This window comes from Streptomyces sp. NPDC007346 (assembly GCF_040703535.1).
Taxonomy (GTDB): Bacteria; Actinomycetota; Actinomycetes; order Streptomycetales; family Streptomycetaceae; genus Streptomyces.
This window is the reverse complement of the sequence record NZ_JBEYKR010000113.1, coordinates 1-23,239: the sequence shown is the minus strand read 5'-3', so window position 1 is coordinate 23,239 and position 23,239 is coordinate 1. Positions and strand designations below refer to the sequence as shown.

At 73.1% G+C, this 23,239-nt stretch carries 21 protein-coding genes and 1 pseudogene; 8 read left to right on the top strand and 14 right to left on the bottom strand.

Going from position 1 to position 23,239, the window contains the following annotated elements; genetic code table 11:
- Positions 1 to 179: 179 nt before the first annotated feature.
- The 3 genes from AB0917_RS25235 to AB0917_RS25225 all read right to left on the bottom strand — a co-directional run bounded on the left by AB0917_RS25235 (position 180) and on the right by AB0917_RS25225 (position 3,041).
- Complete coding sequence (locus tag AB0917_RS25235) at positions 180 to 1,463, bottom strand: MFS transporter (protein WP_366821941.1); 1,284 nt, start codon at positions 1,461 to 1,463, stop codon at positions 180 to 182.
- A gap of 365 nt (positions 1,464 to 1,828) precedes the next feature.
- A complete protein-coding gene (locus AB0917_RS25230; protein ID WP_366821939.1) occupies positions 1,829 to 2,056 on the bottom strand; it encodes a hypothetical protein in 228 nt (75 codons plus the stop codon).
- A 247-nt stretch (positions 2,057 to 2,303) separates the two neighbouring features.
- Positions 2,304 to 3,041 (bottom strand): metallophosphoesterase, encoded by a 738-nt coding sequence (locus tag AB0917_RS25225; protein WP_366821938.1) that lies wholly within the window; start codon positions 3,039 to 3,041, stop codon positions 2,304 to 2,306.
- Between the two features lie 137 nt (positions 3,042 to 3,178).
- Between AB0917_RS25225 and AB0917_RS25220 the strand changes: the two genes are divergently transcribed.
- Positions 3,179 to 3,784, top strand: coding sequence for a CGNR zinc finger domain-containing protein (locus AB0917_RS25220; protein ID WP_366821940.1), 606 nt, complete (start codon positions 3,179 to 3,181; stop codon positions 3,782 to 3,784).
- 150 nt (positions 3,785 to 3,934) lie between these two features.
- Here AB0917_RS25220 and AB0917_RS25215 read toward each other — a convergent pair whose 3' ends face one another.
- Positions 3,935 to 5,218, bottom strand: coding sequence for a geranylgeranyl reductase family protein (locus AB0917_RS25215; protein ID WP_366821937.1), 1,284 nt, complete (start codon positions 5,216 to 5,218; stop codon positions 3,935 to 3,937).
- Positions 5,219 to 5,315: 97 nt separating this feature from the next.
- Between AB0917_RS25215 and AB0917_RS25210 the strand changes: the two genes are divergently transcribed.
- Entirely contained in the window at positions 5,316 to 5,846 is a 531-nt protein-coding gene (locus AB0917_RS25210; RefSeq protein ID WP_366821936.1) for a GNAT family N-acetyltransferase, read from the top strand.
- Positions 5,847 to 5,859: 13 nt separating this feature from the next.
- Here the strand turns inward: AB0917_RS25210 and AB0917_RS25205 are convergent, their stop codons facing one another.
- From AB0917_RS25205 to AB0917_RS25185, 5 genes are all read right to left on the bottom strand, one after another.
- Positions 5,860 to 6,552: a demethylmenaquinone methyltransferase gene (locus AB0917_RS25205; RefSeq protein ID WP_366821935.1), complete on the bottom strand. Its 693-nt coding sequence runs from the start codon at positions 6,550 to 6,552 to the stop codon at positions 5,860 to 5,862.
- Positions 6,553 to 6,582: 30 nt separating this feature from the next.
- Positions 6,583 to 7,518 (bottom strand): TauD/TfdA family dioxygenase, encoded by a 936-nt coding sequence (locus AB0917_RS25200; RefSeq protein WP_366821934.1) that lies wholly within the window; start codon positions 7,516 to 7,518, stop codon positions 6,583 to 6,585.
- An 82-nt stretch (positions 7,519 to 7,600) separates the two neighbouring features.
- On the bottom strand, positions 7,601 to 8,428 hold the full coding sequence (locus AB0917_RS25195) for an ABC transporter ATP-binding protein (RefSeq protein WP_366821933.1): 828 nt from the start codon (positions 8,426 to 8,428) through the stop codon (positions 7,601 to 7,603).
- On the bottom strand, positions 8,412 to 9,464 hold the full coding sequence (locus AB0917_RS25190) for an ABC transporter substrate-binding protein (RefSeq protein WP_366821932.1): 1,053 nt from the start codon (positions 9,462 to 9,464) through the stop codon (positions 8,412 to 8,414). Before AB0917_RS25190 ends, AB0917_RS25195 begins: the two co-directional genes overlap by 17 nt.
- Positions 9,465 to 9,536: 72 nt before the next feature.
- Positions 9,537 to 10,406 (bottom strand): ABC transporter permease, encoded by an 870-nt coding sequence (locus AB0917_RS25185; RefSeq protein ID WP_366821931.1) that lies wholly within the window; start codon positions 10,404 to 10,406, stop codon positions 9,537 to 9,539.
- 326 nt (positions 10,407 to 10,732) lie between these two features.
- Between AB0917_RS25185 and AB0917_RS25180 the strand changes: the two genes are divergently transcribed.
- The 3 genes from AB0917_RS25180 (at position 10,733) to AB0917_RS25170 (ending at position 12,872) form a co-directional block, all read left to right on the top strand.
- Positions 10,733 to 11,221 carry a sigma-70 family RNA polymerase sigma factor gene (locus tag AB0917_RS25180; protein WP_366821930.1) on the top strand — a complete coding sequence of 163 codons (489 nt, stop codon included), beginning with the start codon at positions 10,733 to 10,735 and terminating at the stop codon, positions 11,219 to 11,221.
- Positions 11,222 to 11,230: 9 nt separating this feature from the next.
- Positions 11,231 to 11,518 carry a hypothetical protein gene (locus AB0917_RS25175; protein ID WP_366821929.1) on the top strand — a complete coding sequence of 96 codons (288 nt, stop codon included), beginning with the start codon at positions 11,231 to 11,233 and terminating at the stop codon, positions 11,516 to 11,518.
- Positions 11,519 to 11,855: 337 nt separating this feature from the next.
- Positions 11,856 to 12,872 carry a DUF3152 domain-containing protein gene (locus AB0917_RS25170; protein WP_366821928.1) on the top strand — a complete coding sequence of 339 codons (1,017 nt, stop codon included), beginning with the start codon at positions 11,856 to 11,858 and terminating at the stop codon, positions 12,870 to 12,872.
- 140 nt (positions 12,873 to 13,012) lie between these two features.
- Here AB0917_RS25170 and AB0917_RS25165 read toward each other — a convergent pair whose 3' ends face one another.
- The 4 genes from AB0917_RS25165 to AB0917_RS25150 all read right to left on the bottom strand — a co-directional run bounded on the left by AB0917_RS25165 (position 13,013) and on the right by AB0917_RS25150 (position 18,163).
- Positions 13,013 to 13,660 carry a hypothetical protein gene (locus AB0917_RS25165; RefSeq protein ID WP_366821926.1) on the bottom strand — a complete coding sequence of 216 codons (648 nt, stop codon included), beginning with the start codon at positions 13,658 to 13,660 and terminating at the stop codon, positions 13,013 to 13,015.
- A gap of 7 nt (positions 13,661 to 13,667) precedes the next feature.
- Positions 13,668 to 14,867, bottom strand: a complete 1,200-nt coding sequence (gene mqnC, locus AB0917_RS25160; protein WP_366821925.1) for a cyclic dehypoxanthinyl futalosine synthase — start codon at positions 14,865 to 14,867, stop codon at positions 13,668 to 13,670.
- A 71-nt stretch (positions 14,868 to 14,938) separates the two neighbouring features.
- The gene (locus AB0917_RS25155) at positions 14,939 to 16,906 is read right to left on the bottom strand and encodes a serine/threonine-protein kinase (protein ID WP_366821924.1); all 1,968 of its coding nucleotides are present in this window, start codon (positions 16,904 to 16,906) and stop codon (positions 14,939 to 14,941) included.
- A 378-nt stretch (positions 16,907 to 17,284) separates the two neighbouring features.
- Positions 17,285 to 18,163 (bottom strand): menaquinone biosynthesis protein, encoded by an 879-nt coding sequence (locus AB0917_RS25150; RefSeq protein ID WP_366821923.1) that lies wholly within the window; start codon positions 18,161 to 18,163, stop codon positions 17,285 to 17,287.
- Between the two features lie 250 nt (positions 18,164 to 18,413).
- On the opposite strand from AB0917_RS25150, the gene AB0917_RS25145 reads away from it, so the two are divergent.
- From AB0917_RS25145 to AB0917_RS25135, 3 genes are all read left to right on the top strand, one after another.
- A complete protein-coding gene (locus AB0917_RS25145) occupies positions 18,414 to 18,617 on the top strand; it encodes a cold-shock protein (RefSeq protein ID WP_030667277.1) in 204 nt (67 codons plus the stop codon).
- Positions 18,618 to 18,788: 171 nt separating this feature from the next.
- Positions 18,789 to 19,367: a MerR family transcriptional regulator gene (locus AB0917_RS25140; protein ID WP_366821922.1), complete on the top strand. Its 579-nt coding sequence runs from the start codon at positions 18,789 to 18,791 to the stop codon at positions 19,365 to 19,367.
- A gap of 447 nt (positions 19,368 to 19,814) precedes the next feature.
- Complete coding sequence (locus AB0917_RS25135; RefSeq protein WP_366821921.1) at positions 19,815 to 22,769, top strand: BTAD domain-containing putative transcriptional regulator; 2,955 nt, start codon at positions 19,815 to 19,817, stop codon at positions 22,767 to 22,769.
- 362 nt (positions 22,770 to 23,131) lie between these two features.
- Here the strand turns inward: AB0917_RS25135 and AB0917_RS25130 are convergent.
- Positions 23,132 to 23,239 (bottom strand): annotated as a pseudogene (locus AB0917_RS25130) (ATP-binding protein); the annotation flags it as partial.

Sequence of the window (23,239 nt, the reverse complement as noted above, 5' to 3'; positions counted from 1 at the left end):
GGCGGCCCTCGGGCGCTCCCCTGCCCGGTTCTACGGGGCTTCGGCCCGGATCGGCTCCGAACTCGTGCGCCGGATCAGCTCCGAACTCGTGTGGCAGTGCACGTCGGACGCCACGTGGCTCACGCGGAGCCGGGCGTCGTCCCCCGGTCCGGGGTGCGTACCTCTCCCGTACCCGCTCCTCAGCCCGCCGCCCTCGCACCCTCCCGCGAACACGCGCGGGCACGCGCACGCGCCAGCCTCCGTACTCCATCGGTGAGCAGCGCCAGGCCCACCAGCAGAGCGCTCACCCAGACCGGCGCCCGGTAGCCGAGCCCCGCGTCCAGGGCCAGGCCGCCCGCCCACGGGCCCACCGTCGCCCCGACGTTGAACGCGCTCGTGCCGAAGGCCCCGGCGAGCGTCGACGCCTCGGGGGCCAGGCCGAGGACCCGGGTGATCAGGGCCGTGCCCGTGCCGAAGGCGAGCATCCCCAGGACCGGGATCAGGGCCAGGGCGGTGACCGGGCGGGCCGCCGTCAGGGCCAGGGTGGTCCAGCCGAGGGCCAGGGCGACCATGCCGTACGTGATGAACGCCGTGGGCCGCCGGTCGGCGTACCGCCCCGCCACGGTGACGCCCAGGAACGCCCCCGCCCCGAAGAGCGCGAGCGCGGCGGGGACCCAGGCGGCGCCGAGGCCCGTCGTGCGGGTGAGAAGCGGTTCCAGGTAGGAGAACGCGCAGAAGGTGGCGCCCTGGACCAGCGCCATCGTGAGCAGGGTGGGGCGGAGCCGGGGGCCCGTGAGGAGGCGGAGTTCGTCCCGTACCCGGGGTTCGTTCCGTACCCGGGGTTCGTCCCGTACCCGGGGTTCGTTCCGTACCCGGGGTTCTTCCCGTACCCGGGGTTCTTCCCGTACGGGTGCCGGGGTGGCGGCGGTATCCGGCGCCCGGCCGCCCGGGATGGACCGTACGATCGCCACGAACGCGGGCAGCGAGACGACCGCCACCGCCCAGAACGCCGCCCGCCACCCCCACCGCTCCCCCAGCACCGCTCCGGCCGGTACGCCCACCACGCAGGCGATCGTCACCCCGCCGACCACCACGGCGGTGGCCCGGCCCCGCAGCCGGTCGGGGACCATCGACACCGCCGCCGCCAGGGCGACCGCCCAGAACCCCGCGTTGGCCAGCGCCCCGACGAAGCGGGTGGCGAGGAGGACTCCGTAACTCGGGGTCAGCGCACCCACGATGTGCACGGCGACGAACACCGCGAGGAAGAGCAGCAGCGCGCGGCGCCGGGGCCAGGTGCGGCTGAGGAGGGCCATCAGGGGTGCGCCGACGACCATCCCCACGGCGAAGGCGGAGGTGAGGAGGCCGGCGGCGGAGAGGGAGACGTTCAGGTCGGCGGCGATGGACGAGACGAGTCCGGACAGCATGAACTCGGAGGTGCCCTGGGCGAAGACCGCGAGCCCGAGGGCGTAGACAGCGAAGGGCAATGGCATGGGTGCAGACCCCTTGGACGGAACCGTCGGTGGACAGACGAACCGAAGTGCGGGGACGCGGGCCGCGCGGGCCCACCGGATGACGAGAACCGGCGGGGCGGTGCGGAGGAGTGCCCGGTCTCCGGGGACCGGGGGCACGAACCCGGCGTACGGCGGTACCTGCGGCGGTACTTCAGCGCGTACGCGGGGTGGGAACGGCCCGTACCCGCGGTGATCCGGCGGGGGCGGGGCCGTGGGGAGGGAGGCCGGTGACCCGTGGGGTCATCCGGCGACGCTCAGCGGCAGTTCGCCCACCGGCTCACCGGTGGGCGGAGTCTGTCGGACTCGGGGCTGGACATGGAGGGAAGGCTACCGGACGGTCAGCGGCGGCGCTGGCGGCGGTTGGACCGCTCCGGCTCCCGCGCGGAGGTGGTGGGCGCGGGCAGCGCGTCGTACGAGGCGTCCAGCTCCTCGTCGTCCTCGTCCGGGGAGGTCAGGCCCGCGGCGAAGTGGGGCTCCAGGAAGAGGCCGTGGTGCTGGGGCGGCGCGGTGTCCTCGGCGCCCGGTTCCGGGCGGGAGGAGTTCCGGGGCAGGGAGGCGGTCGTCATGGCTGTCTGTCCTTGGGTCGAGCAGCGCTGTATCGGCTCGTCCCGTACCCCGGGGCCTGCGTTCGATGTATGCGTGGGGTGGAGAAGAGCGTCGTACGCGCCGCGTGCCGCAGCTCAGGGCGAGGGCGGGCACCAGCCGGTCCGGGACTGCCGATGACCGGGGGTGGCGCGCAAATCATCGCACACGATCAGGCGGGGGGGCTGAGGATTATGCCCTGGCCGCGGCCGTGCCAGACCCTGGGCCGGGTCAGAGCACGACGCGGAAGTGGGTCGTCAGGCGCCGGTCCTCGCCCAGGACGTGGAACGCGAGGCCCGGGGGCTGGTCGCGGTCGGCCGGCCTCTCCCCCTCCCAGGGCATGCGCAGGGTCCACGTCACGGCGGGCCCGACGATGAGCGGGCGGCCGGCGAAGGTGGTGGCGGCCGCCGTGTGGGCGTGGCCGGTGAGGACGGCGACGACCCGCGGGTGGGCGTCGAGGAGGGCGGCGAGGCGCTCCGGCTCCTCCAGCCGCCCGGCGTCGGGCAGCGGGTGGTGGAGCTCGACGGGCGGCTGGTGGAAGGCGATCAGGGCGGGGACGCCGTCCGGGAGCGCGCCGAGCGTGGTGTCGATCCAGGCGAGCGTCTCGGCGTCCAGGCGCCCTTCGTCGCGGCCGGGGATGGTGGAGTCGCACATCAGGACCGCGGTTCCGGCGATGTGGTGGACCCGGTTGACGGGCGCGGTGTCCGGGGCCTCGCCGAGGAAGGCCTTGCGGTAGGCGGGGCGCGCGTCGTGGTTCCCGGGGCAGGCCAGTACGGGGAACGGGGCGGCCAGGAGGCGGGCGGCCTCCTCGTACTCGGACTCCGCCGCGTGGTCCGCGATGTCTCCGGTGACCAACAGCGCGTCGACCGGGCGGGGCAGGGCCCGCAGGTACTCCATCACGCGGGCCGCCCGGCGCGTCGCGCGCTCACCGCCGTCCAGGTGCAGGTCGCTGATCTGAGCGAGCAACATGTGCGTCCACCCCCGTATAACGCTAATTCTCATTCTTCCATTAGAACCCTAGAGTGGGGGCGGACAGAGTTCAAGGGGCGGTCGAGGGGGCCGGCCGAGGGCGGCAAAGGGGGCGACCGGTGGCACAGCGGACTGTCATGGAACTGGTGAGCACCATCCACCACGACGGGGACGGCGGTGTCACCGACGCCCTGGAGACGGTCCAGGGGGTGACCCGCTGGGTCCAGCAGCGGACCGGCGGTCTCGTCCCCCGGGAGTTCCTCACCGGGGAACTGCTCGTGGACGAAGGGCTCAGGGACGAGATCGTCGGCGTACGGCGGGCCGTCCGGGCCCTGTTCGCACGGGCGGTCAGTCCGGCCCCGCCCAGCCCCGCGGACATCCACCGCCTGATGCCGGCCGACGCGGCCCTCGCCCACCTGAACGCGGCCGCCGCCCGCGAGCTCGTCGCCCCGCAGCTGCACTGGCCCGCCGAAGGGGCCCCCGTGGCCCGGCTGTTGTCGGCCGAGGACGACCCGCGCGTACGGCTGGTCGCGGCGCTGGCCCGCGACGCCGTGGACTTCCTGAGCGGGCCGGAGCGCGAACGGCTGCGGGCCTGCCACGCGCCGCGCTGCGTGCGGTACTTCATCAAGAGCCACGGCCGCCAGGAGTGGTGCAAGCCGTCCTGCGGCAACCGGGCCCGAGTCGCCCGCCACTACGAGCGCACGCGAGGGGCGGCGGCGGGCGAGGGGGCGCACGCCACCTGACGGGCCCGCACGCCCGCGCGCCGGATCCCCGCCGCCGGGACCGCCGTACGCCCCAGTCCTGGCTTCGGCTGCGGGATCTCCGTACGCCCTGGCCTCGGGTCCGGGGCCACCAAGGCCTCGGGGCCCCGCCCCTCCCCGCCGCAGGCGTCCTCAGGCCTTCGGGGCCACCTTCGACAGCCCGTTGATGATGCGGTCCATCGCGTCGCCGCCCGTCGGGTCGGTCAGGTTGGCCAGCATCTTGAGCGTGAACTTCATCAGCAGCGGGTGGGTCAGGCCGCGCTGGGTGGCGACCTTCATGACCTTCGGGTTGCCGATCAGCTTCACGAAGGCACGGCCCATCGTGTAGTAGCCGCCGTAGGTCTCCTTGAGCACCTTCGGGTAGTTGTTCAGGGCCAGTTCGCGCTGGGCGGGGGTGGCGCGGGCGTGGGCCTGGACGATGACGTCGGCGGCGATCTGGCCCGACTCCATGGCGTACGCGATGCCTTCGCCGTTGAACGGGTTGACCATGCCCCCCGCGTCGCCGACGAGCAGGAGGCCCTTGGTGTAGTGCGGCTGGCGGTTGAAGGCCATCGGGAGGGCCGCGCCCCGGATGGGCATCGTCATGTTCTCCGGGGTGTAGCCCCACTCCTCGGGCATCGAGGCGCACCAGGCCTTGAGCACCTCGCGCCAGTCCAGCTCCTTGAAGGCGGAGGAGGAGTTGAGGATGCCGAGGCCCACGTTGGAGGTGCCGTCGCCCATGCCGAAGATCCAGCCGTACCCGGGCAGCAGCCGGTCCTCGGCGCCGCGCCGGTCCCACAGCTCCAGCCAGGACTCCAGGTAGTCGTCGTCGTGGCGGGGCGAGGTGAAGTACGTACGGACGGCGACGCCCATCGGGCGGTCCTCGCGGCGGTGCAGGCCCATCGCGAGGGAGAGCCGGGTGGAGTTGCCGTCGGCGGCGACGACGAGCGGGGCGTGGAAGGTGATGGGGGTCTTCTCCTCACCGATCTTCGCCTCGACGCCGGTGATGCGGCCGGTGCGCTCGTCCCGGATCGGGGCGCCGACGTTGCACCGCTCGTACAGCCGGGCGCCGGCCTTCTGCGCCTGCCGGGCCAGCTGCTCGTCGAAGTCGTCGCGCTTGCGGACCAGCCCGTAGTCCGGGTAGGCGGCGAGATCCGGCCAGTCCAGCTGGAGCCGGACGCCGCCGCCGATGATGCGCAGGCCCTTGTTGCGCAGCCAGCCGGCCTCCTCGGAGATGTCGATCCCCATGGAGACCAGCTGTTTCGTGGCGCGCGGCGTGAGGCCGTCGCCGCAGACCTTCTCCCGGGGGAACGCCGTCTTTTCCAGGAGCAGGACGTCGAGTCCGGCCTTGGCGAGGTAGTACGCGGTCGTGGAGCCGGCTGGGCCCGCTCCGACGACGATCACGTCCGCGCTGTGCTCGGAGAGGGGCTCGGTCACGGTCGGATCTCCCGAAGACTCGAATTCGCGTGCCGCGCGGCACATGTCCCGTGCAGTCTATGGGGGCCTGCAGAACAACCCTCCGAAGGGCTCCCTCATGTCGATAGCACCTGTTCCGCCCACCGCCCCGGCCCCCGCGGTACGTCTGCGCGTCCCGACCGACGAGGACGCCCTGATCTGGCACCGGGTCTTCGACGACCCCGAGGTGATGGAGTTCCACGGCGGGCGGAGCGCGGAGTTCTCCGTCTACGAGGAGCTGACCGCGCGCCAGCGGCGGCACGACGCGGAGCTCGGGTTCTGTCTGTGGACCCTCACCGACGAGGACGACGCCGTGCTCGGTTTCACCGGGGCGCAGCCGTGGCCGCACACGCACTACGGCCCGGTCGGCGCGATCGAGATCGGCTGGCGGCTGGCCCGCCGGGCCTGGGGCCGGGGGTACGCCACCGCCGCCGCCCGCACCACGCTGGAACGGCTGAGATCGGCGGGGGTGCCGGGCGTCGTCGCGATGATCGACTCCCGTAACGCCCGGTCCATCGCGGTGGCGGAGCGGCTCGGGATGCACCACGCGGAGACCTTCACCACCCCGCGCCCCGGGCAGGAGGGGTACTGCTACCGGCTGGAGCTCTAGCCTTCGAGGGGACTCAGGCGCGGGTGGCCCGGTGCAGGGCCACCACGCCGCCGGTCAGGTTGCGCCACGCCACCTTCGACCAGCCCGCCTTCTGAAGGAGTGCGGCGAGGCCGGGCTGGTCGGGCCAGGCGCGGATGGACTCGGCGAGATAGACGTACGCGTCCGGGTTGGAGGAGACGGCCCGCGCGGCCGGCGGCAGCGCCCGCATCAGGTACTCGGTGTAGACCGTGCGGAACGGGGTCCAGGTCGGCTGCGAGAACTCGCAGATCACGACCCGGCCGCCCGGCTTCGTCACCCGGTGCAGCTCGCGCAGCGCGGTCTCGGTGTCCTGGATGTTGCGCAGGCCGAAGGAGATCGTGACGGTGTCGAACACCTCGTCCTTGAACGGCAGCTTCATGCCGTCGCCCGCCGTGAACGGCATCCACGGGTGGCGCTGCTTGCCGACCTTCAGCATGCCGAGCGAGAAGTCGCACGGCACCACGTAGGCACCGGCCCGAGCGAAGGGCTGCGAGGAGGTCGCGGTGCCCGCCGCCAGGTCGAGGATCTTCTGCGCGGGGCGGGCGTCGACCGCCGCCGCGACCGCCTTGCGCCACAGCCGGGCCTGGCCCAGCGAGATCACGTCGTTGGTGAGGTCGTAGTTGGCCGCCACACCGTCGAACATGGAGGCGACTTCGTGCGGCTGCTTGTCCAGGGAGGCTCGGGTCACCCGTCCATTCAAGCAGCCCGCCCGTACGCGTCAGTGGGGGCGGTCCCCGCCGATCGCGACGCGTTCGGCGACCCGGCGGTGCGGGGCGTAGTCGTTGACCGCGTAGTGCTGGGTGGCCCGGTTGTCCCAGAACGCGACGTCGCCCGCCCGCCAGCTGTAGCGCACCTGGAACTCGGGCGCGTGTGCCTGCTGGAACAGCAGCCGCAGCAGCCGGTCGCTCTCCTCCCGCGCGAACCCGACGATCCGGGTGGTGAACGAGGCGTTGACGAAGATCGTGCGGCGGCCGGTGACCGGGTGGCGCCGTACCACCGGGTGCTCGACGGGCGGGAACCGCTCCTGGTGCGGGGCCAGCCGCTCCGGCGGGGAGAACCGGGAGAACCCGGGGATGAAGTCGTGCACCGCCCGCGCCCCCTCGACGCGCTCCTTCACCTCCTCGGAGAGGTTGTCGTACGCGGCCGCCATGTCCGCCCACAGCGTGTCCCCGCCCACCGGAGGCACCTCGCGCAGCTGGAGGACCGCGCCGAGCGCCGGGCGCTCGCGGAAGGTGACGTCCGCGTGCCAGACGTTCTCGAAGGTGGGGACGGCCGAGCGGTCCAGCCGGGCCACCTGCGGGTCGTCGCCCGTGGCGAGCAGCGGGTTGGTCTCCAGCTCGCCCCAGTGCCCGGCGAACGCGCGCTGCTGGAGCGAGGTGAGGTGCTGCTCCCGGAAGAACAGCACCTTCCATTCCAGCAGTGCCCGGTCCAGCTCGGCGCGCAGCTCCGGGGCGAGCGGGCGGGAGAGGTCCACGCCGTGGATCTCGGCGCCGATCACCCGGCCGCGCGGGACCAGCTCGAAGAGCTCGTAGGGCCGGTCCGTCCACCCTTCCGGGACGCGGTGCAGCACCCGCGGGCCCTCGTACAGCCCGTCGGCGGGGATGCGGTGCTCGCGCAGGGGGGTGGTCGTGGTGGCGGTGGTGGTGAGGGCCATGGTTCTCCTCCTCGGGATTCGGTACGTCGGTACGTCGGTACGCCGGTACGCCGGTACGCCGGTACGCCGGTACGCCGGTACGTCAGCGGGCCGCGTCGCGTACCGCCGTACCGATCTCGGCGCGCAGGGCGGCGTACTCCGGCAGCCCGCGCAGTTCGTCGGGGCCGGTGCCGGTGTGCGGCAGGCCGATCGGGATGTCCAGGGCTATCTGCCCCGGCCGGGCGCTGAGCACCACCGTCCGGGTGCCGAGGAAGACCGCCTCGTCCACGCTGTGGGTGACGAAGACCGACGTGGTCCCGGTCTCGGCGCTCACCGTGCGCAGGTCCTCCTGGAGCCGCTCGCGGGTCAGCGCGTCGAGCGCGGCGAACGGTTCGTCGAGCAGCAGCAGCCGCTTGCCGCCCGCCAGGGCGCGGGCGATGGCCACCCGCTGCTGCTGGCCGCCCGAGATCTGCCAGACGCGGCGGCCCGCGGTGTCCGCGAGGCCGACGCGCTCCAGCAACTCGACGGTGCGCCCGGCGCGTTCGGCCCTGGGCACGCCCGCGTACCGCAGCGCCAGGCCGACGTTGTCGCCGACCGTACGCCACGGGAAGAGGCGGGGCTGCTGGAAGACGATGCCCGCCTGGTCGCCCGGTTCGGGGCGCTCGCCGAACACCTCCACCTCGCCCGAGGAGGCCCGCTCGAAGCCCGCGACGAGGCGGAGCAGGGTGCTCTTGCCGCAGCCTGAGGGGCCGACGAGGACCAGGAACTCACCGGCCGGGATCTCCAGCGAGATCGGCCCGAGCGCGGTCACGCTCTCCGCGCCCCGGCCGCCGTAGGCGTGCTCGACCTCGCGTACGGAGACGACGGGGGCGGCTCCGCGCCGCTCGGGGACCGGGGCCTTCGCGGTCTCCGCTTCAGGGAGAGACGGCATCGGTGAGCCCTTCCACGTAGATGGACTTCCGCAGCTTGTCGAGGCCGGGCGCGGAGTCGATCTGCTTCTGGTCGACCAGGAACTGCGCCGCGCTGTGCAGGTTGTCCGCGAGGCCGCCGACCTTGCCGGGGGTTCCGAGCCACTTGGCGTCGGCCTGGTCGGCCGGCTTGAGGAAGATGCCCTGCTCGATCTGGGCCGCCGCCTCGGCCGGGCTGATCCCGAGCTGCTTGCCGACGGCCGCCGAGGCCGCGTCCGGGTCCTCATGGATCAGGTCGAGCGCCTGGGCCTGCGCCTTGCGCCAGGCGGGCAGCACGTCGGGGTGGGCCTTGAGGAAGCTGGTCGAGGCGACCCCGAGGTCCAGGGTGGGCTTGCCCGCGGCGGCCAGTTCGCGGCTGGAGACGAGGACCTTTCCGGTCTTCTTGAGCTCCTCCAGGGTGGGCAGCCAGACGTACGTGGCGTCGATGTCGCCGCGCGTCCAGGCGGCCAGGATGTCCTGCGGCTCCAGGTCCAGGAGCTGGACCTTCGAGGCGTCCACCCCGGCCTGGTCGAGGGCCGCGAGCAGGCTGTAGTGCGAGGTGGAGCTGAACGGGGTCGCGACCTTCCTGCCCTCCAGGTCCTTGACGGAGGAGACCTTGGAGCCGTTACGGGCGACGAGCGCCTCGTTCTCGCCGGCCACGTCGAGCACCCAGGTGACCTGGTACGGGATGTTCAGCGGCTCGGAGAGCCCCCGGGCGACCGGGCTGGAGCCGATGGCCGCGAGGTCCACCGAACCGGCCACGAAGGCGGTGTTGATGCTGGCGCCCGAGTCGAACTTGGTCCACTTGATCTGGTGGTCGGGGAGCGCCTTCTCCAGCCAGCCCTTCTCCTTGACGATCAGGTCGCCGCTGGGGAAGGCCTGGTAGGCGATGCGTATCGTCGTGCCGCCGCCCTTGCCCCCGTCGCCGGAACCGCCCTGACCGCAGGCCGTCACCGCCAGCAGGGCTCCGAGTGCGGCGGCGATCGAGGAGAGGCGGAGCCAACCGCGTGTTCCGGCCATGTGCGTGTCCTTCGTACAGAGGTGGATGACAGACAGAGAGGGGTGATGGGGGGGGTGGTTGAGGGTGGTGGTCTACGCGTGGCGTCGCCACGGGGCGAGCCGGTCCGACAGCACCCGCAGCCCGGCGTCGATGAGCAGGCCGGAGACGCCGATCGCGAAGAGGCCGAGGACGACGGTGTCCGACTGGTTGTAGCGCTGGGCGTCCCGGATCAGGCCGCCGATGCCCGGCAGCCCGTTGACCGTCTCGGCGGCGACCACCGAGGAGTACGCGATGCCGAAGGCGAGGCGGACGCCGACCAGGATCTCGGGCAGCGCGGACGGCAGCACGACCGACGTCACGACCTGCCCCCGCCTGGCCCCGATCGCCCGTGCCGCCTCGACCAGGGCGGTCGGCGCGGACGCCACGGCGGAGGCGGTGGCCACGGCGACCGGCGGCATCGCGGCGATGGCGAGCAGCCAGAGCTTGGGCGCCTCGTCGATGCCGAACCAGATGATCAGCAGGCTGAAGTAGGCGAGCGGCGGCAGGGTGCGCAGGAACGCCACGGCGGGCTCCAGCACCACCCGTACCCACGGCAGCGTCCCCATCAGGACGCCGACGACCAGCCCCCCGACGACGCCCGCGCCGGCCCCGACGAAGATGCGGCGCAGGCTGATGCCGAGGTGTTCGATCAGGGTGTGGCCCTGGTAGCCGCGCACCCCGTCGTGCGTACCGGAGGTCTCCAGCAGCGCGCGCCACACGGCGGCGGGCGAGGGGACCAGCACCGGCGACCAGAGCTGGAGCACGATCACCAGCTGCCAGAGCGCGAGGAGGGCGGCGAGGGCGACGAGGCGGAGCCCGACGCGGCGCCAGCGCGCACCGCGCTCCGGCCGGCGTCCTGCGGGGGCGGGCGCGGGGGCGGGGGCGTCGGAGGCCCGTTTCCGTACGGAAGTGGGCGTGGTCATGGAGGGCTCCGGGGACAAGGGCAGGGCAGACCACCGGGCTTACGGACAAGCCGGGAGCGGACAACCGCCGGGAGGCGAGGAGAGAGGAAAGGAGGGGAGAGGGTGCAGGAACCAGACGCGAGGCGATGACGCGCGGGGCCGGCCGAGAGGGATCGGGCACCGGGCGTGCGCACCGGCAGCACGAAGACGTCAGGACATCAGTGCATCAGCGCGCCAGCTTGCCAACGCACCAGCACATCAAGGCGTCAGAGCGTCAGGGCATCGCCGAGGATGCCGCGGGCAGGGCTTCAACAACAGGAAGCGCTGGACACGCGGCAGAGATCGATGTGGAGGCACTCCACCAGAAAACGATCGACTGTCACGGCAGTTGTTCTAGCACAGGCGCTCGGCGAGGCACCAGGTTCATACCGCGGAGTGAGACGTTCCGTCCCGTCGGCCTGTTCCAGCACTGGCGCCGGGCGAGCCGGGCCGACCATCTCGACGCCTACGCCAAGACGGTCCTCGTCCGCACCTACGTGGCCGAACACCGCCGCTCCGTACGGGACTTGCTGGCCCACCGCTCCAACGTGCCCCGCCCGCAGACCGATCCGTCGCCGCACGCCGATCTCCGCATCACCCTGCTGAACCTGCTCGGCGAACTCCCGCCCCGGGCACGGGCGATGGTCGTCCTGCGGTACTGGGACGATCTGAGCGTGGAGACCGTCGCCTCGCTGCTGCGGTGCAGCGAGTCCACGGTGAAGAGCCAGTGTTCGCGTTCACTCGTCCGGCTGCGCGCCCGCATGGGCGATGTCCGGCTCTATTCCACCGGAAGCTGAGGGCTGGTCATGACCCCGCAACCACCGCCGGGACAGCCGGGTCTCCCCGCCGGGCCGGCCGACGAAGAGCTGTTCCGGGACGCGCTGCACCGGACCGCCGGCACCCTGCCCCCGCTGCCCGACCTGGTACCCGACGCCGTACGGGAGGGGCAGAGCCGCCGGTCCCGGAACCGGGGGCTCGCGGTGGCGGGCACCTTCGTGGCGGTGACCGCCGTGACGCTGGCATCGCCCTGCTGGGACCCTTGGTGCGACCGACACCCGACACCGAGCCCGCCGCGCCTCCCGGCCCCTCCCTGACCCGGCCCACGCCGGAGCCCTCATCCACCCGGCCTGCGCCGGACCCTTCTCCCGACCCGACGGAGCCCGTAACCGGCATGCCGCCCCACTCACCCTCGTCCCCACCCACGGCCACGCACACCCTCTCGTCCCCGCCCACAGCCACGCACTCGCCCTTGTCCCCGCCCACGGCCACGCCTTCGCCCTCGCTCCCGCTCTGGCCCCAGCCACCGTCACCGCCCTCGGCCGCGCCCCCGTCACCGCCCTCGCCTCCGGCCACTGCCGGGCCCGAGCCGGCCCGGTCCGCCGCCGAGCCGTACGCCGGCACCGTCGCGGTGCCGCACCCCGGGGCGACGTCATGACGGGCCGCCGCGGGCTGGGTACCGTGCCGCACAACGAACCGGCCCGCGACAGCGAAACGTTCCGCCTGCGCGCCCTTCCCGGGGCCCGTACGGGGGCCGGCGGCCCGGGGCGGGCTCCGGGGGGCCGGTCCGCGAGCCGGTCGCTCTCCCGCTCCCGTTCCCGTTCCCGCGAGCGGCGAAGACGTCGGAACCGGCGCCGGACGGTGGGGCTCGCCGTGCTCACCCTGGCCGCCGTGGCGCTGGTGGCCGTCCTCGTCGACCCGCCCTGGCGGAGGGGCGACCCGGCGGTCACGGCCGACGCCGGGACCGGAACGGGCCCGGAGCCCGGCTCCGGGGACGACGACGCCGATGCCCTGGCCACCCCGGCCCCACCGCCCACGACCCCCGCCGCCGCACCCACCTCCCCCGCCCCCTCGCCCCCGGCCGACGAACGGCCCCTCCTCCCCTCCGACGTGCCCGCCTCCGGCCCCGGCACCTTCACCGTGGCCCGCGCGGGCGTCACGACGTCCGGCAAGGGCGACCCCTACCGGGTCGAGGTGGAGGACGGCATCGGCGTCGACCCCGACCGGGCCGCCGAGGACATCGCCGCGATCCTGGCCGACCCGCGCGGCTGGAGCCACGGCGGCGAGCGCTCGTTCCGCCAAGTGACGGACAAATCCGCCGGATTGGTGGTCAAGATAGCCACCCCGGCGACCACGGACCGGCTCTGCGGGGCGTACGGCCTGAAGACCCGGGGCGAGGTCAACTGCCGGGGCGGCGAACAGGTCATGGTCAACCTGAAGCGCTGGCAGCTGGGTTCACCGCAGTTCGACGGGCCTGTCGCCGAGTACCGGGCCCTGATCATCAACCACGAGGTCGGCCACTGGCTGGGGCGCGGCCACGAGACCTGCCCTGGGCCGGGACGCCCCGCCCCCGCGATGATGCAGCAGATAGACGGGCTGAAGGGGTGCGTCGCCAACGCCTGGCCGTACGACACGAAGGGGCGGTACCTGGGCGGGCCATCGGTGCCGTGACCGCCCGGGGCAGAGCCGGGGCGACCTCCGGACGGTGCCTCGGTGCCTCGGTGCCGTGAACGCCCGGGGCGAGCCGGGGTGACCTCCGGACGGGGCGCCTCGGTGCCGTGAGCCCTCGTACGGAGTTCACGGAGCCGGTCTCAGCGGGCGCGGTGCACGAGCCGCCCCGCGAGCACCGTCGCCACGCACCGCCTCGCCCCGCCCGCGCGCAGCGCCGCCTCGTCGGGCACGTCGAAGACGGCGAAGTCCGCGCGGCCGCCCACGGTCAGCGGGCCGTGGGCGGTGGCGGCCAGGTCGCCGCCGGCCGCGAAGGGGTCCAGGTCCGGCGGACCGGCGGGGCCCTGGGCCTGGGTCTGGACCAGCCCGGACCGGGAGACGGCCGTCCGCAGCGCGGGCTCGTCCCCGCCGAACGGCCCCACCACATGCGTGGTCCCGTGCCGCAGCATCCGCTGGAGCCCCCGCCGTACGCTGCCCGCCCGCCGGGCCGTGTCCATCGTCGCCGCCAGCCGCTCGAACTCCTCGCCCCACAGCGGCAGTTCGCCCAGCTCGTCGGCCTCGCGCGGGTCCGGGTGGTAGCAGCGGGTGAGCAGTTCCCGGGCCCGGTCCTGGCGGAGTCCGGGCGTGAGGAGGCCGGGCCAGCGGCGGACCCGGGCCGCCGGGTGCGCGGCGACGACCTCCTCGTACGGCCCGATGGCGGCGATCCGGTCGCCGTCCACGGCGACCGCACCCTCGGCCACGGCCGCCGCGCCGACCGGCAGGACCAGCGGCGCGGCGTGAACGGTCAGCACAGGAGCACTAGTTGGCGTTGAGGAGCTTGAGCTCCGGGTGGGCCGTGCCGCCCTCGATCGCGGTGGAGGAGATGTGCGAGACCACGCGCTCGTCGACCGGGTCGTCGGCCGGGTCGTGGTGCACGACGAGGTGCTCGTACGTGGTGGCGCGCTGCGCCGGGACCCGGTCCGCCTTGCGGATCAGGTCGATGATCTCCAGCCGGTTGGAACGGTGCTTGGCCCCGGCCGAGGAGACGACGTTCTCCTCCAGCATGATCGAGCCGAGGTCGTCGGCGCCGTAGTGCAGCGACAGCTGGCCGACCTCCTTGCCGGTGGTCAGCCAGGAGCCCTGGATGTGGGCCACGTTGTCGAGGAAGAGCCGGGCGATGGAGATCATCCGCAGGTACTCGAAGAGCGTGGCCTGCGTGCGGCCCTTCAGCTTGTTGTTCTCCGGCTGGTAGGTGTACGGGATGAAGGCGCGGAAGCCGCCCGTACGGTCCTGCACGTCCCGGATCATCCGCAGGTGCTCGATCCGCTCGGCGTTGGTCTCGCCGGTGCCCATCAGCATGGTGGAGGTGGACTCGACGCCGAGGCCGTGCGCGATCTCCATGATCTCCAGCCACCGCTCGCCGGACTCCTTGAGCGGGGCGATGGCGTTGCGCGGCCGGGCGGGCAGCAGCTCCGCGCCGGCTCCGGCGAAGGAGTCGAGCCCGGCGGCGTGGATGCGGCTGATGGCCTCCTCGGCGGAGACCTTGGAGATCCGGGCCATGTGCTCGATCTCCGAGGCGCCCAGCGAGTGGATAACCAGCTGCGGGTACGCCTTCTTGATCGCGGAGAAGTGCTCCTCGTAATACTCGACGCCGAAGTCCGGGTGGTGGCCGCCCTGGAACATGATCTGGGTGCCGCCGAGCTCGACGGTCTCCGCGCAGCGGCGCAGGATGTCCTCGATGTCCCGGGTCCAGCCCTTGGCCGTGTCCTTGGGGGGCGCGTAGAAGGCGCAGAACTTGCAGGCCGTCACACACACGTTGGTGTAGTTGATGTTGCGCTCGATGATGTACGTCGCGATGTGCTCCGTACCGGCGTAACGGCGTCGGCGTACGGCGTCGGCGGCCGCCCCCAGCGCGTGCAGCGGCGCCGAGCGGTAGAGGTCGAGCGCCTCCTCCGGGGTGATCCGACCGCCCTCGGCGGCTCGGTCGAGGACGGGCTGAAGGTCGGCCTTCTCGGTCACCGGGCTGTCACCTTTCGGCGGTTTTTTGAGGATCCTCGGACCGATCCAGCGTACGCCAGCCCCGTGTGCCGTCAGCCGCCGGACTGGGTGAGGTTCCCGTACGGGAGCCCCGCGGCGCGCTCCTCGGACCGGTAGTCGAGCGTTCCGTCGTCGGTGAGGCGGAAGACCAGGTCGGCCTCGGTGGTGGTGCACAGGCCCGGGGTGCTGGGGCGGTCCGGGTCGGTGCGCTCGCGGATCTTCAGCTCCCGCTCGGTGCCGGAGGTGAGGGTGCCGACGCTGTTGCAGGTGACGGTGATACCGAGCTGGGAGATGGTGTTGGACATCCGGACGACCTGGGTGCCCTTGCCTCCCTCGGTGAAGACCGCGGTGAGGGTGCCGTGCGGCCCTCCGTTCGTCTTCTCCGTGAGCGGCCCCTCCCAGGTGCCGACGAACGCCTTCGGCACCTCGCCCACCGGGGCGTCGCCCGCGTCGGAGTCCCCGCCCGAGGGGTCGCCGGACCCGGCGGGGGTGGGTTCCCCGGACTCGGTGGCGGTGGCGGTGGCGGTCGGGGACGGCGGGTTGGCCGCGGTGTCGTTCCCCTGGCGCTGGTCCGCGTCACCGCCGGGGAAGAAGCCGTCGAGCAGGCCCGAGCCGAGGGCGATGACCGCGAACGAGCCCGCCACCGCCAGCGCGACGGTGCAGCTCACCCGGCGGCTCCGGCGCGCCCCGGGGCCCGCGCCTGTGCCGGTGCCCGTCTGCGAGTCGGCTCTGATGATGACCGAGAACCGGGGGTCGTGGGCCCGCTGCCCGGGGAACCCGCCGCTGTGGCCGCCGGGGGGTGCGCCGGGCGGCGGCGGGGTGCCGGGAGGGCCGGCCGGTACGTGGACGAGGGGCGGGCCGAAGACCCCGAGGAGTCCGGAGTCGGCACCCGTGGAGGCGCCGGGGCCGGTACGGGGATCGGTGCCGGTACGGGCGCCGGAGCCGGGCCCCGTACGAGAATCGGAGCCCGTACGGGAGTCGGAGCCGGCACGGGGGTCGGAGCCCGTACGGGAATCGCGGCCCCCGCCGTCCTGCGGGTCCACGTCGGCCCCGGCCTCCGCGCCGAACCCCGCCCCCAGCGACGCGCTGCTGAACGGCACCGGGCCCGAGCCCGTCGGGGCCTCCTGCGGTTCCAGGTCCAGCAGCGCCACCGCCGACCGGCTGACCTCGCCCACCAGCCGGCTCGGCAGCCACCCCGCCGCCACCATCGCCGCCGCCCCGCCCGGAGCGAGCGTGCGGGCGAGGTCGGCCGGGGCGGGCCGCTCGTCCGGGTCCTTGGCCAGGCACGCGGCGACCACCTCGCGCAGGTCGCCCTCCAGGTCGCCCAGTTCGGGCTCCTCGTGCACCACCTTGTAGAGGAGTACGGCGGAGGAGTCGCCGGAGAAGGGGGCGGCGCCGGTCGCCGCGTACGCGATCACCGCGCCCAGCGAGAAGACGTCCGCCGCACCCGAGACGTCCCGGCCGCGGATCTGCTCGGGCGCCATGTAGCCGGGCGAGCCGACGGAGACGCCGGTGGAGGTCAGCGAGACGGTCGCGCCGAGGGCCCGCGCGATGCCGAAGTCGATGAGGCGGGGGCCGTCCAGGGCGAGCAGCACGTTGGAGGGCTTCACATCGCGGTGGACGATGCCCTGGTCGTGGACGACGTGGAGGGCCTCGGCGAGCCCGGCGCCCAGGGTGCGCACCGCGTGCTCGGGCAGCGGGCCGTGCTCGGTGATCGCCTGGGAGAGCGGCGGCCCGGCGACGTAACCGGTGGCGACCCACGGCACCGGGGCGTCCGGGTCGGCGTCCAGGACCGGGGCGGTCCACTGCGCGCCGATGCGCCGCGCGGACTCCACCTCCCGCCGGAACCGGGCGCGGAACTGCTCGTCCAGGGCGAAGTGCGGGTGGACCACCTTGACCGCGACCGTACGGCCGCCGGCGCTGCGCCCCAGATAGACCCGGCCCATGCCGCCCGCACCCAGCCTGCCGAGCAGCCGGTAGGCACCGATGGTGTGCGGTTCGCCCGCTTCCAGCGGCTGCATATGGACTCCCCCTGTGAACCCTGCTGGGCGGTGAACTCCGCCGACGGTCCGGACTCGGACCGAAGCCTAGGGGGCGCCACCGGCGCGGTCACCGGCAAACGGCCGGACCATTCCCCCTTCTTTGGGCAGGAGTGGATGTTTCCGCCCCGGGGAAAGGCGCGAATGCGTTGTTCGACGCGCTCTCCAATTCCCTGCCCGGGAACCGGAACAGACCCGGAACAGACCCGGAACGGTGAGGGGAACGGATGGGGAACGGGACGGGAACCGGAAAGGGAATTCGCTCCATTCCCCGGCTCAACGACCCACAAGAGCCGAACGGCCCGACAGCCCGGACAGCTCGACAGCCCGACAGCCCGACAGCTCAGCGATCTCGACGGCTCAGCCGCCGAGCAGCTCCACGTGCACGTCCGCCGGGTACCCGGTGTCCGCCCCGGTCCGGCGGGCGAACTCGTGGACGCCGGCCAGCTGGTCCGGGCCGAAGCGGAAGTCCAGGGTCGTGAAGTACCGCTCCAGCACCTCGGCGTCGAAGGCCTCCCAGCGGGCCGCCTGCTCCGCGACCTTGGTGACCTCCTCCAGGGAGAGGTCCCGGGAGGCGAGGAACGCCTCGTGCACCTTGGCCGCCGTCTCGGGGTGGGCGGCCAGGAAGTCCTTGCGGGCCGCCCAGACGGCGAAGACGAACGGCAGCCCCGTCCACTCCTTCCACATCTGGCCCAGGTCGTGGACCTGGAGCCCGAGGCGGGGGGCGTCGTGCAGGTTGGCGCGCAGGGCGGCGTCCCCGATCAGTACGGCCGCGTCCGCCTCCTGCATCATCAGCCCGAGGTCGGGCGGGCAGGTGTAGTAGTCGGGCCGGACCCCGTAACGCTCGGCGAGCAGCAGCTGGGCCAGGCGTACGGAGGTGCGCGAGGTGGAGCCGAGCGCCACCCGGGCCCGGTCGAGCTGGGCCAGCGGGACCTGGGAGACGATCACGCAGGACATCACGGGCCCGTCGCAGCCGACCGCGATGTCCGGGAAGGCCACCAGGTCGTCGGCGTTGCGCAGGTACTCCACGAGGGTGACCGGGCCGATGTCCAGGTCACCCCTGATCAGCTGCTCGCTGAGCCTCTCCGGGGTGTCCTTCGAGAGCTCCAGGTCGAGCAGGGTCCCCGTCCGCGCCAGGCCCCAGTAGAGCGGCAGGCAGTTCAGGAACTGGATGTGGCCGACGCGGGGCCGGCTGCGACGGTCGTCGCCTTCACTGTCAGTGACGGTTGAATTGTCCACATCGCGAGGCTAGACCCGCCTCCGGCCGCGAGCACCACCGGGGCGCCTCGGGGGGCAATCAAACGTTCGGGTGAAGTGATCTTTCCCTCTACCGCCCTCCAGAGGCTGCGTGCTAGGCTCGCCCGCAAGTTGCAGTTTGGTTTCCCTTGCAGTACAGAGCCTGCGGAGCATGTAACCCGCAGGCTTTTGTAGTTTTCAGACTTGTTTGCAGGTTCTGGAGCAGGGCAACCCTTTGGCCCAAGGAGGGCTTATGGCTACCGGAACCGTCAAGTGGTTCAACGCTGAAAAGGGCTTCGGCTTCATCGCCCAGGACGGCGGCGGCCCGGATGTCTTCGTTCACTACTCCGCGATCAACGCCTCCGGGTTCCGCTCTCTTGAGGAGAACCAGCAGGTGACCTTCGACGTCACTCAGGGACCCAAGGGTCCGCAGGCTGAGAACGTCACCCCGGCCTAGTTGCCCGGGTCGGTCGATCGCGGCCGTACACAGCAGTACCCAAGGAGCCCCGCTCCCCCGTCTCGGCGGAGGGCGGGGCTCCTGCCTGTGTACGAGACCCCGCCTGTTCCGGGGCGTGGAGCGGCGGCCCTTGACCTTCACCCCGTGTGAAGCCGTGCAGTGGGAGCCATCATGTTCACCATCGGAGACTTCGCCAGGTACGGGCGGGTGTCGCCCCGGATGCTGCGTCACTACGACGCCATCGGGCTGCTGCGCCCGGACCGTACCGACCCCGCCACCGGCTACCGCTACTACGGCGCCGCCCAGCTCGCCCGGCTCAACCGGATCATCGCGCTCAAGGACCTCGGCTTCACGCTCCAGCAGGTGCGGGCCGTCCTGGACGAGCAGGTGGGTCCTCAGGAGCTGCGCGGGATGCTGCGGCTGCGCCGGGCGGAGCTGATGGAGGCGGCGGCAGCGGCTACCGCGCGGCTGGCACAGGTCGAGGCGAGGCTCCGGTCGACGGTGTCGGCCCCGGTGGGGCCGGTCGGTGACACCGGGGTGAACGTGGTGGAGCTGCCCGCGTTCGAGGCGGCGACGATCGTGCACCGGGGCGCGATGGACGACGTGCTCCGGACCGAACAGACCCTGGCCCGCTGGCTGGACCGGAACGGCTACCGCTCCACCGGGTACAACCGCGAGGTCAGCCTGGAGTGCCCGCCGGACCGGAGTGCCTGGGTGACGGAGCTCCAGGGGCCGGTGACCCGGATCTGACCCGGCGTACGGGGAGGGGGTCGCCCCCTCCCCGTACGGCAGCCCCCCGCACCCCCCTGCCCCCGCAGCGGGCACCAGGCACCAGGCACCGGCGGAGGTCTCCACGCCCCTTACCGCAAGGTCACCCTGACGCCCCATCACCTGACGTACGCCCATCGGCACCCCGCACGGCGCGAGGCACGGCACAGGGCACGGTCCCCCAATCGTTGTCGAGGGCTTGTGCAGAGCCTCACCCACTGCTGACGAGCCCACCCGCGACAAGGCAGACTGTTGAGCGCGATACCAGCGGTACCGGGCGATCCGGATGCGTACCGCATTTCGACGCACGCGCGGACGACGGGCGGACGACGGGCGGGCGGCGGACAGCGTCAGACGTCCGGGCACGGGCACCACCGGCAGGACCCGCTAAAGGGCAGGGCCGGCAGGCGAGCAGGACAGGGGGCATCAATGGACCGTGACCACGGGCCACGCGTGCGCGTACCGGAGCAGCGTGCTCCGGCGGAACCGGGGGCCGCCGACTCCCTCAGGTTCACCGTCCTGGGCCCCGTACGCGCGTGGCGCGGCGCAGAGGCGCTCCCGCCGGGCTCACCCCAGCAGCGCGCGCTGCTCGCCGCCCTGCTCCTGCGCGAGGGCCGGACGGCCACGGCGGGCGAGCTGATCGACGCGTTCTGGGGCGAGGACCCGCCCTCGCAGGCGCTGGCCACGATCCGTACGTACGCCTCCCGGCTGCGCAAGATCCTGGGGCAGGACACCCTGGTGAGCGAGTCCGGCGGGTACGCGATCCGGATCGGACGCGGCGCCCTCGACCTCACCCTGGCGCAGGACCTGGCCGCCGAGGCGGAGAAGGCCCGCGCCGGCGGGAACCGCAACCAGGCCCGCACCCTGATCAACAAGGCGCTGGGCCTGTGGGACGGCGAGGCGCTGGCCTCCGTCCCCGGGCCGTACGCGGAGAACCAGCGCACCCGGCTGGAGGAGTGGCACCTCCAGCTCACCGAGGCCCGGCTCGACCTGGACCTGGAGGTCGGCAGCCATGCGGAGGCCGTCTCCGAGCTGACCGCGCTCACCGCCGCCCACCCGCTGCGCGAACGCCTGCGCGAGCTGCTGATGGTGGCGCTCTACCGCAGCGGCCGGCAGGCGGAGGCGCTGGCCGTGTACGCGGACACGCGGCGGCTCCTCGCCAAGGAGCTGGGGGTCGACCCGCGCCCCGAACTGGCCCAGCTCCAGCAGCGCATCCTGCGGGCCGACGAGGAGCTGGCCCGCCCGGCGGACGAACCGGCCGCGGTGCCCGCGCCGTTGAAGCCCGCGCAACTCCCGGCGACCGTCCCCGACTTCACCGGGCGGGATTCCTTCGTACGGGATCTGGGCGCCCAACTGGCCTCCGCCGAGGGCACGGTGATGGCGGTCTCCGCACTGGCCGGGATCGGCGGGGTCGGCAAGACGACGCTGGCCGTCCACGTGGCGCACCAGGCCCGGCCGCACTTCCCGGGCGGGCAGCTCTACGTCGACCTCCAGGGCGCGGGAGCGCGGGCGGCGGAGCCGGAGACGGTCCTCGGCTCGTTCCTGCGGGCGCTCGGCATGGCGGACTCGGCGATCCCCGACACCCTGGACGAGCGGGCGGCGCTCTTCCGCTCGACGCTGGACGGCCGCCGCGTCCTGGTCCTGCTGGACAACGCCCACGACGCGGCCCAGATCCGCCCGCTGCTGCCCGGTACGCCCGGCTGCGCGGCCCTGGTGACGAGCCGGGTGCGGATGGTCGACCTGGCCGGGGCGCATCTGGTGGACCTGGACGTGATGTCGCCGGACGAAGCGCTCCAGCTCTTCACCCGGATCGTGGGGGCGGAGCGGGTCGGCGCGGAGCGCGAGGCGGCGCTCGACGTGGTGGCCGCCTGCGGTTTCCTCCCCCTCGCCATCCGCATCGCCGCCTCCCGGCTGGCGGCCCGCCGCACCTGGACGGTCTCCGTCCTCGCCGCCAAGCTGGCCGACGAGCGGCGCCGGCTGGACGAGCTCCAGGCGGGCGACCTCGCGGTCAAGGCGACCTTCGAACTCGGCTACGGCCAGTTGGAGCCGGCCCAGGCCCGCGCCTTCCGCCTGCTGGGCCTCGCGGACGGACCCGACATCTCCCTGGCGGCCGCGGCGGCCCTGCTGAACCTGGAGCCACACACGGCGGAGGACCTCCTGGAGGCCCTGGTCGACACGTCCCTCCTGGAGTCGGCCGCCCCGGGCCGCTACCGCTACCACGACCTGGTCCGCCTCTACGCGCGTGCCTGCGCCGAACGCGACGAACAGCCGCCGGTGGAGCGGGAGATGGCGCTGTCGCGGCTGCTGGACTTCTACCTGGCGACGGCGGCGGGGGTGTACGCGCTGGAGCGGCCGGGCGACCGCCTGGTGGACCACCTGGCGCCGACGGACCACCCGGGCCTCACGTTCGGCGACCGGCACGCGGCGCTGGACTGGCTGTACACGGAGGCGGGCCCGCTGCTCGCCTGCGTACGCCAGGTGGCCCGTCCGGCCACCCTGGGCCGCGCGGTGGACCTGCTGTACGCCGCCCTGGACCTGGGCGAGTCGGGGGCCAACGCCAAGCAGTACGAGGCGGCGGCCGTGACGGTGCGCAAGGCGGCCAGGGAGTGCGGCGACCCCCGGACGGAGAGCCGCGCCGTCATGTCGCTGGCCAACGCCCACCAGTTGGCCGGCCGGTTCGATCACGCGGAGCGGGAGGCCGAGGAGGCGATGCGGCTGGCCGAGGCCGCCCACGATCTGCTGGTGATCAGCTGGGCGGCCAACGCCCGCGGCATCATCGCGCTCTACCACAATCGCCACCAGGACGGAGAGGCGTTCCTGAACCAGGCGATCGACGCGTTCCGCACCGACGGGAACCGCCCGGGGGAGGCGAGCGCCCTCTGCAACCTCTCCCGCGTCCACCTCGCCACGGGGCGCACCGGGAGCGCCATCACCCTCGCCCGGTCCGGCATCGACATCTACGACTTCCTCGGCCACGCCCTGCGCGGCGCGAACGGCCGCTACGCCCTGGGCATGGCTCTGACCCAGAGCGGCGAGTTCACGGGCGCCACCGAGAAGCTGACCGAGGCGCTGGAGATCTTCCGGGACAGCCGTCAGCGGCTGTGGGAGGGGATGACCCTGTTCCGGCTGGCCGAGGTCGAGATCGCCTCCGGCCGTCCCGCGCAGGCCGCCCAGTACGCGGAGATCGCCCTGACCGTCCTGCGGGGCATCGGGGGCGACTGGCGGCGGGGGAACGTGCTGACCGTGCTGGGACGCGCCCTGGCGGGCATAGGGCAGACCGGCCGCGCCCAGGTCTGCTGGAACGAGGCGCTGGCCATCTACGACGCTCTCGGCTCCACGGAAGCGGCCCAGGTCCGCGGGCTGTTGACGAGCACGGCGCCCTGAGAAACGCGCGCGTTCATCGTTCGTTTATCGCCCCCCGGCATGCTCAGCGCTGTCGATCCGTCGCGTCGGGGGGCAGACGGGGGCGACACAGGCCGGACCACTATGGTGAGCGGCCCTGAGAGGCTCGTCCGGCAGTCCACGGGGGAACAGCCGGACGAGCCTCGTCAACCCACTGCGCACGCACGAAGAGAAGGAGTTGACCGCCATGGCCGACACCACGAAGAAGGACCAGCTCTCCAAGCTCGGTGACCAGCACGCCACGGGCGAGCCGACGGGAGCGGTCACCAACGGGGACCAGCACGCGACCAGCGAGCCGGCCGGGGCGACCCTGAACGGGGACCAGCACGCCACGAGCGAGCCTCTCAAGCCGAAGAATCGAAAACCTGCTGCGGCGATCCTTGCTCTTCCACCAGGCCCTGGTGCAGGAAGATGACTTCACTGGACACCTGCCGGGCGAAGCTCATTTCATG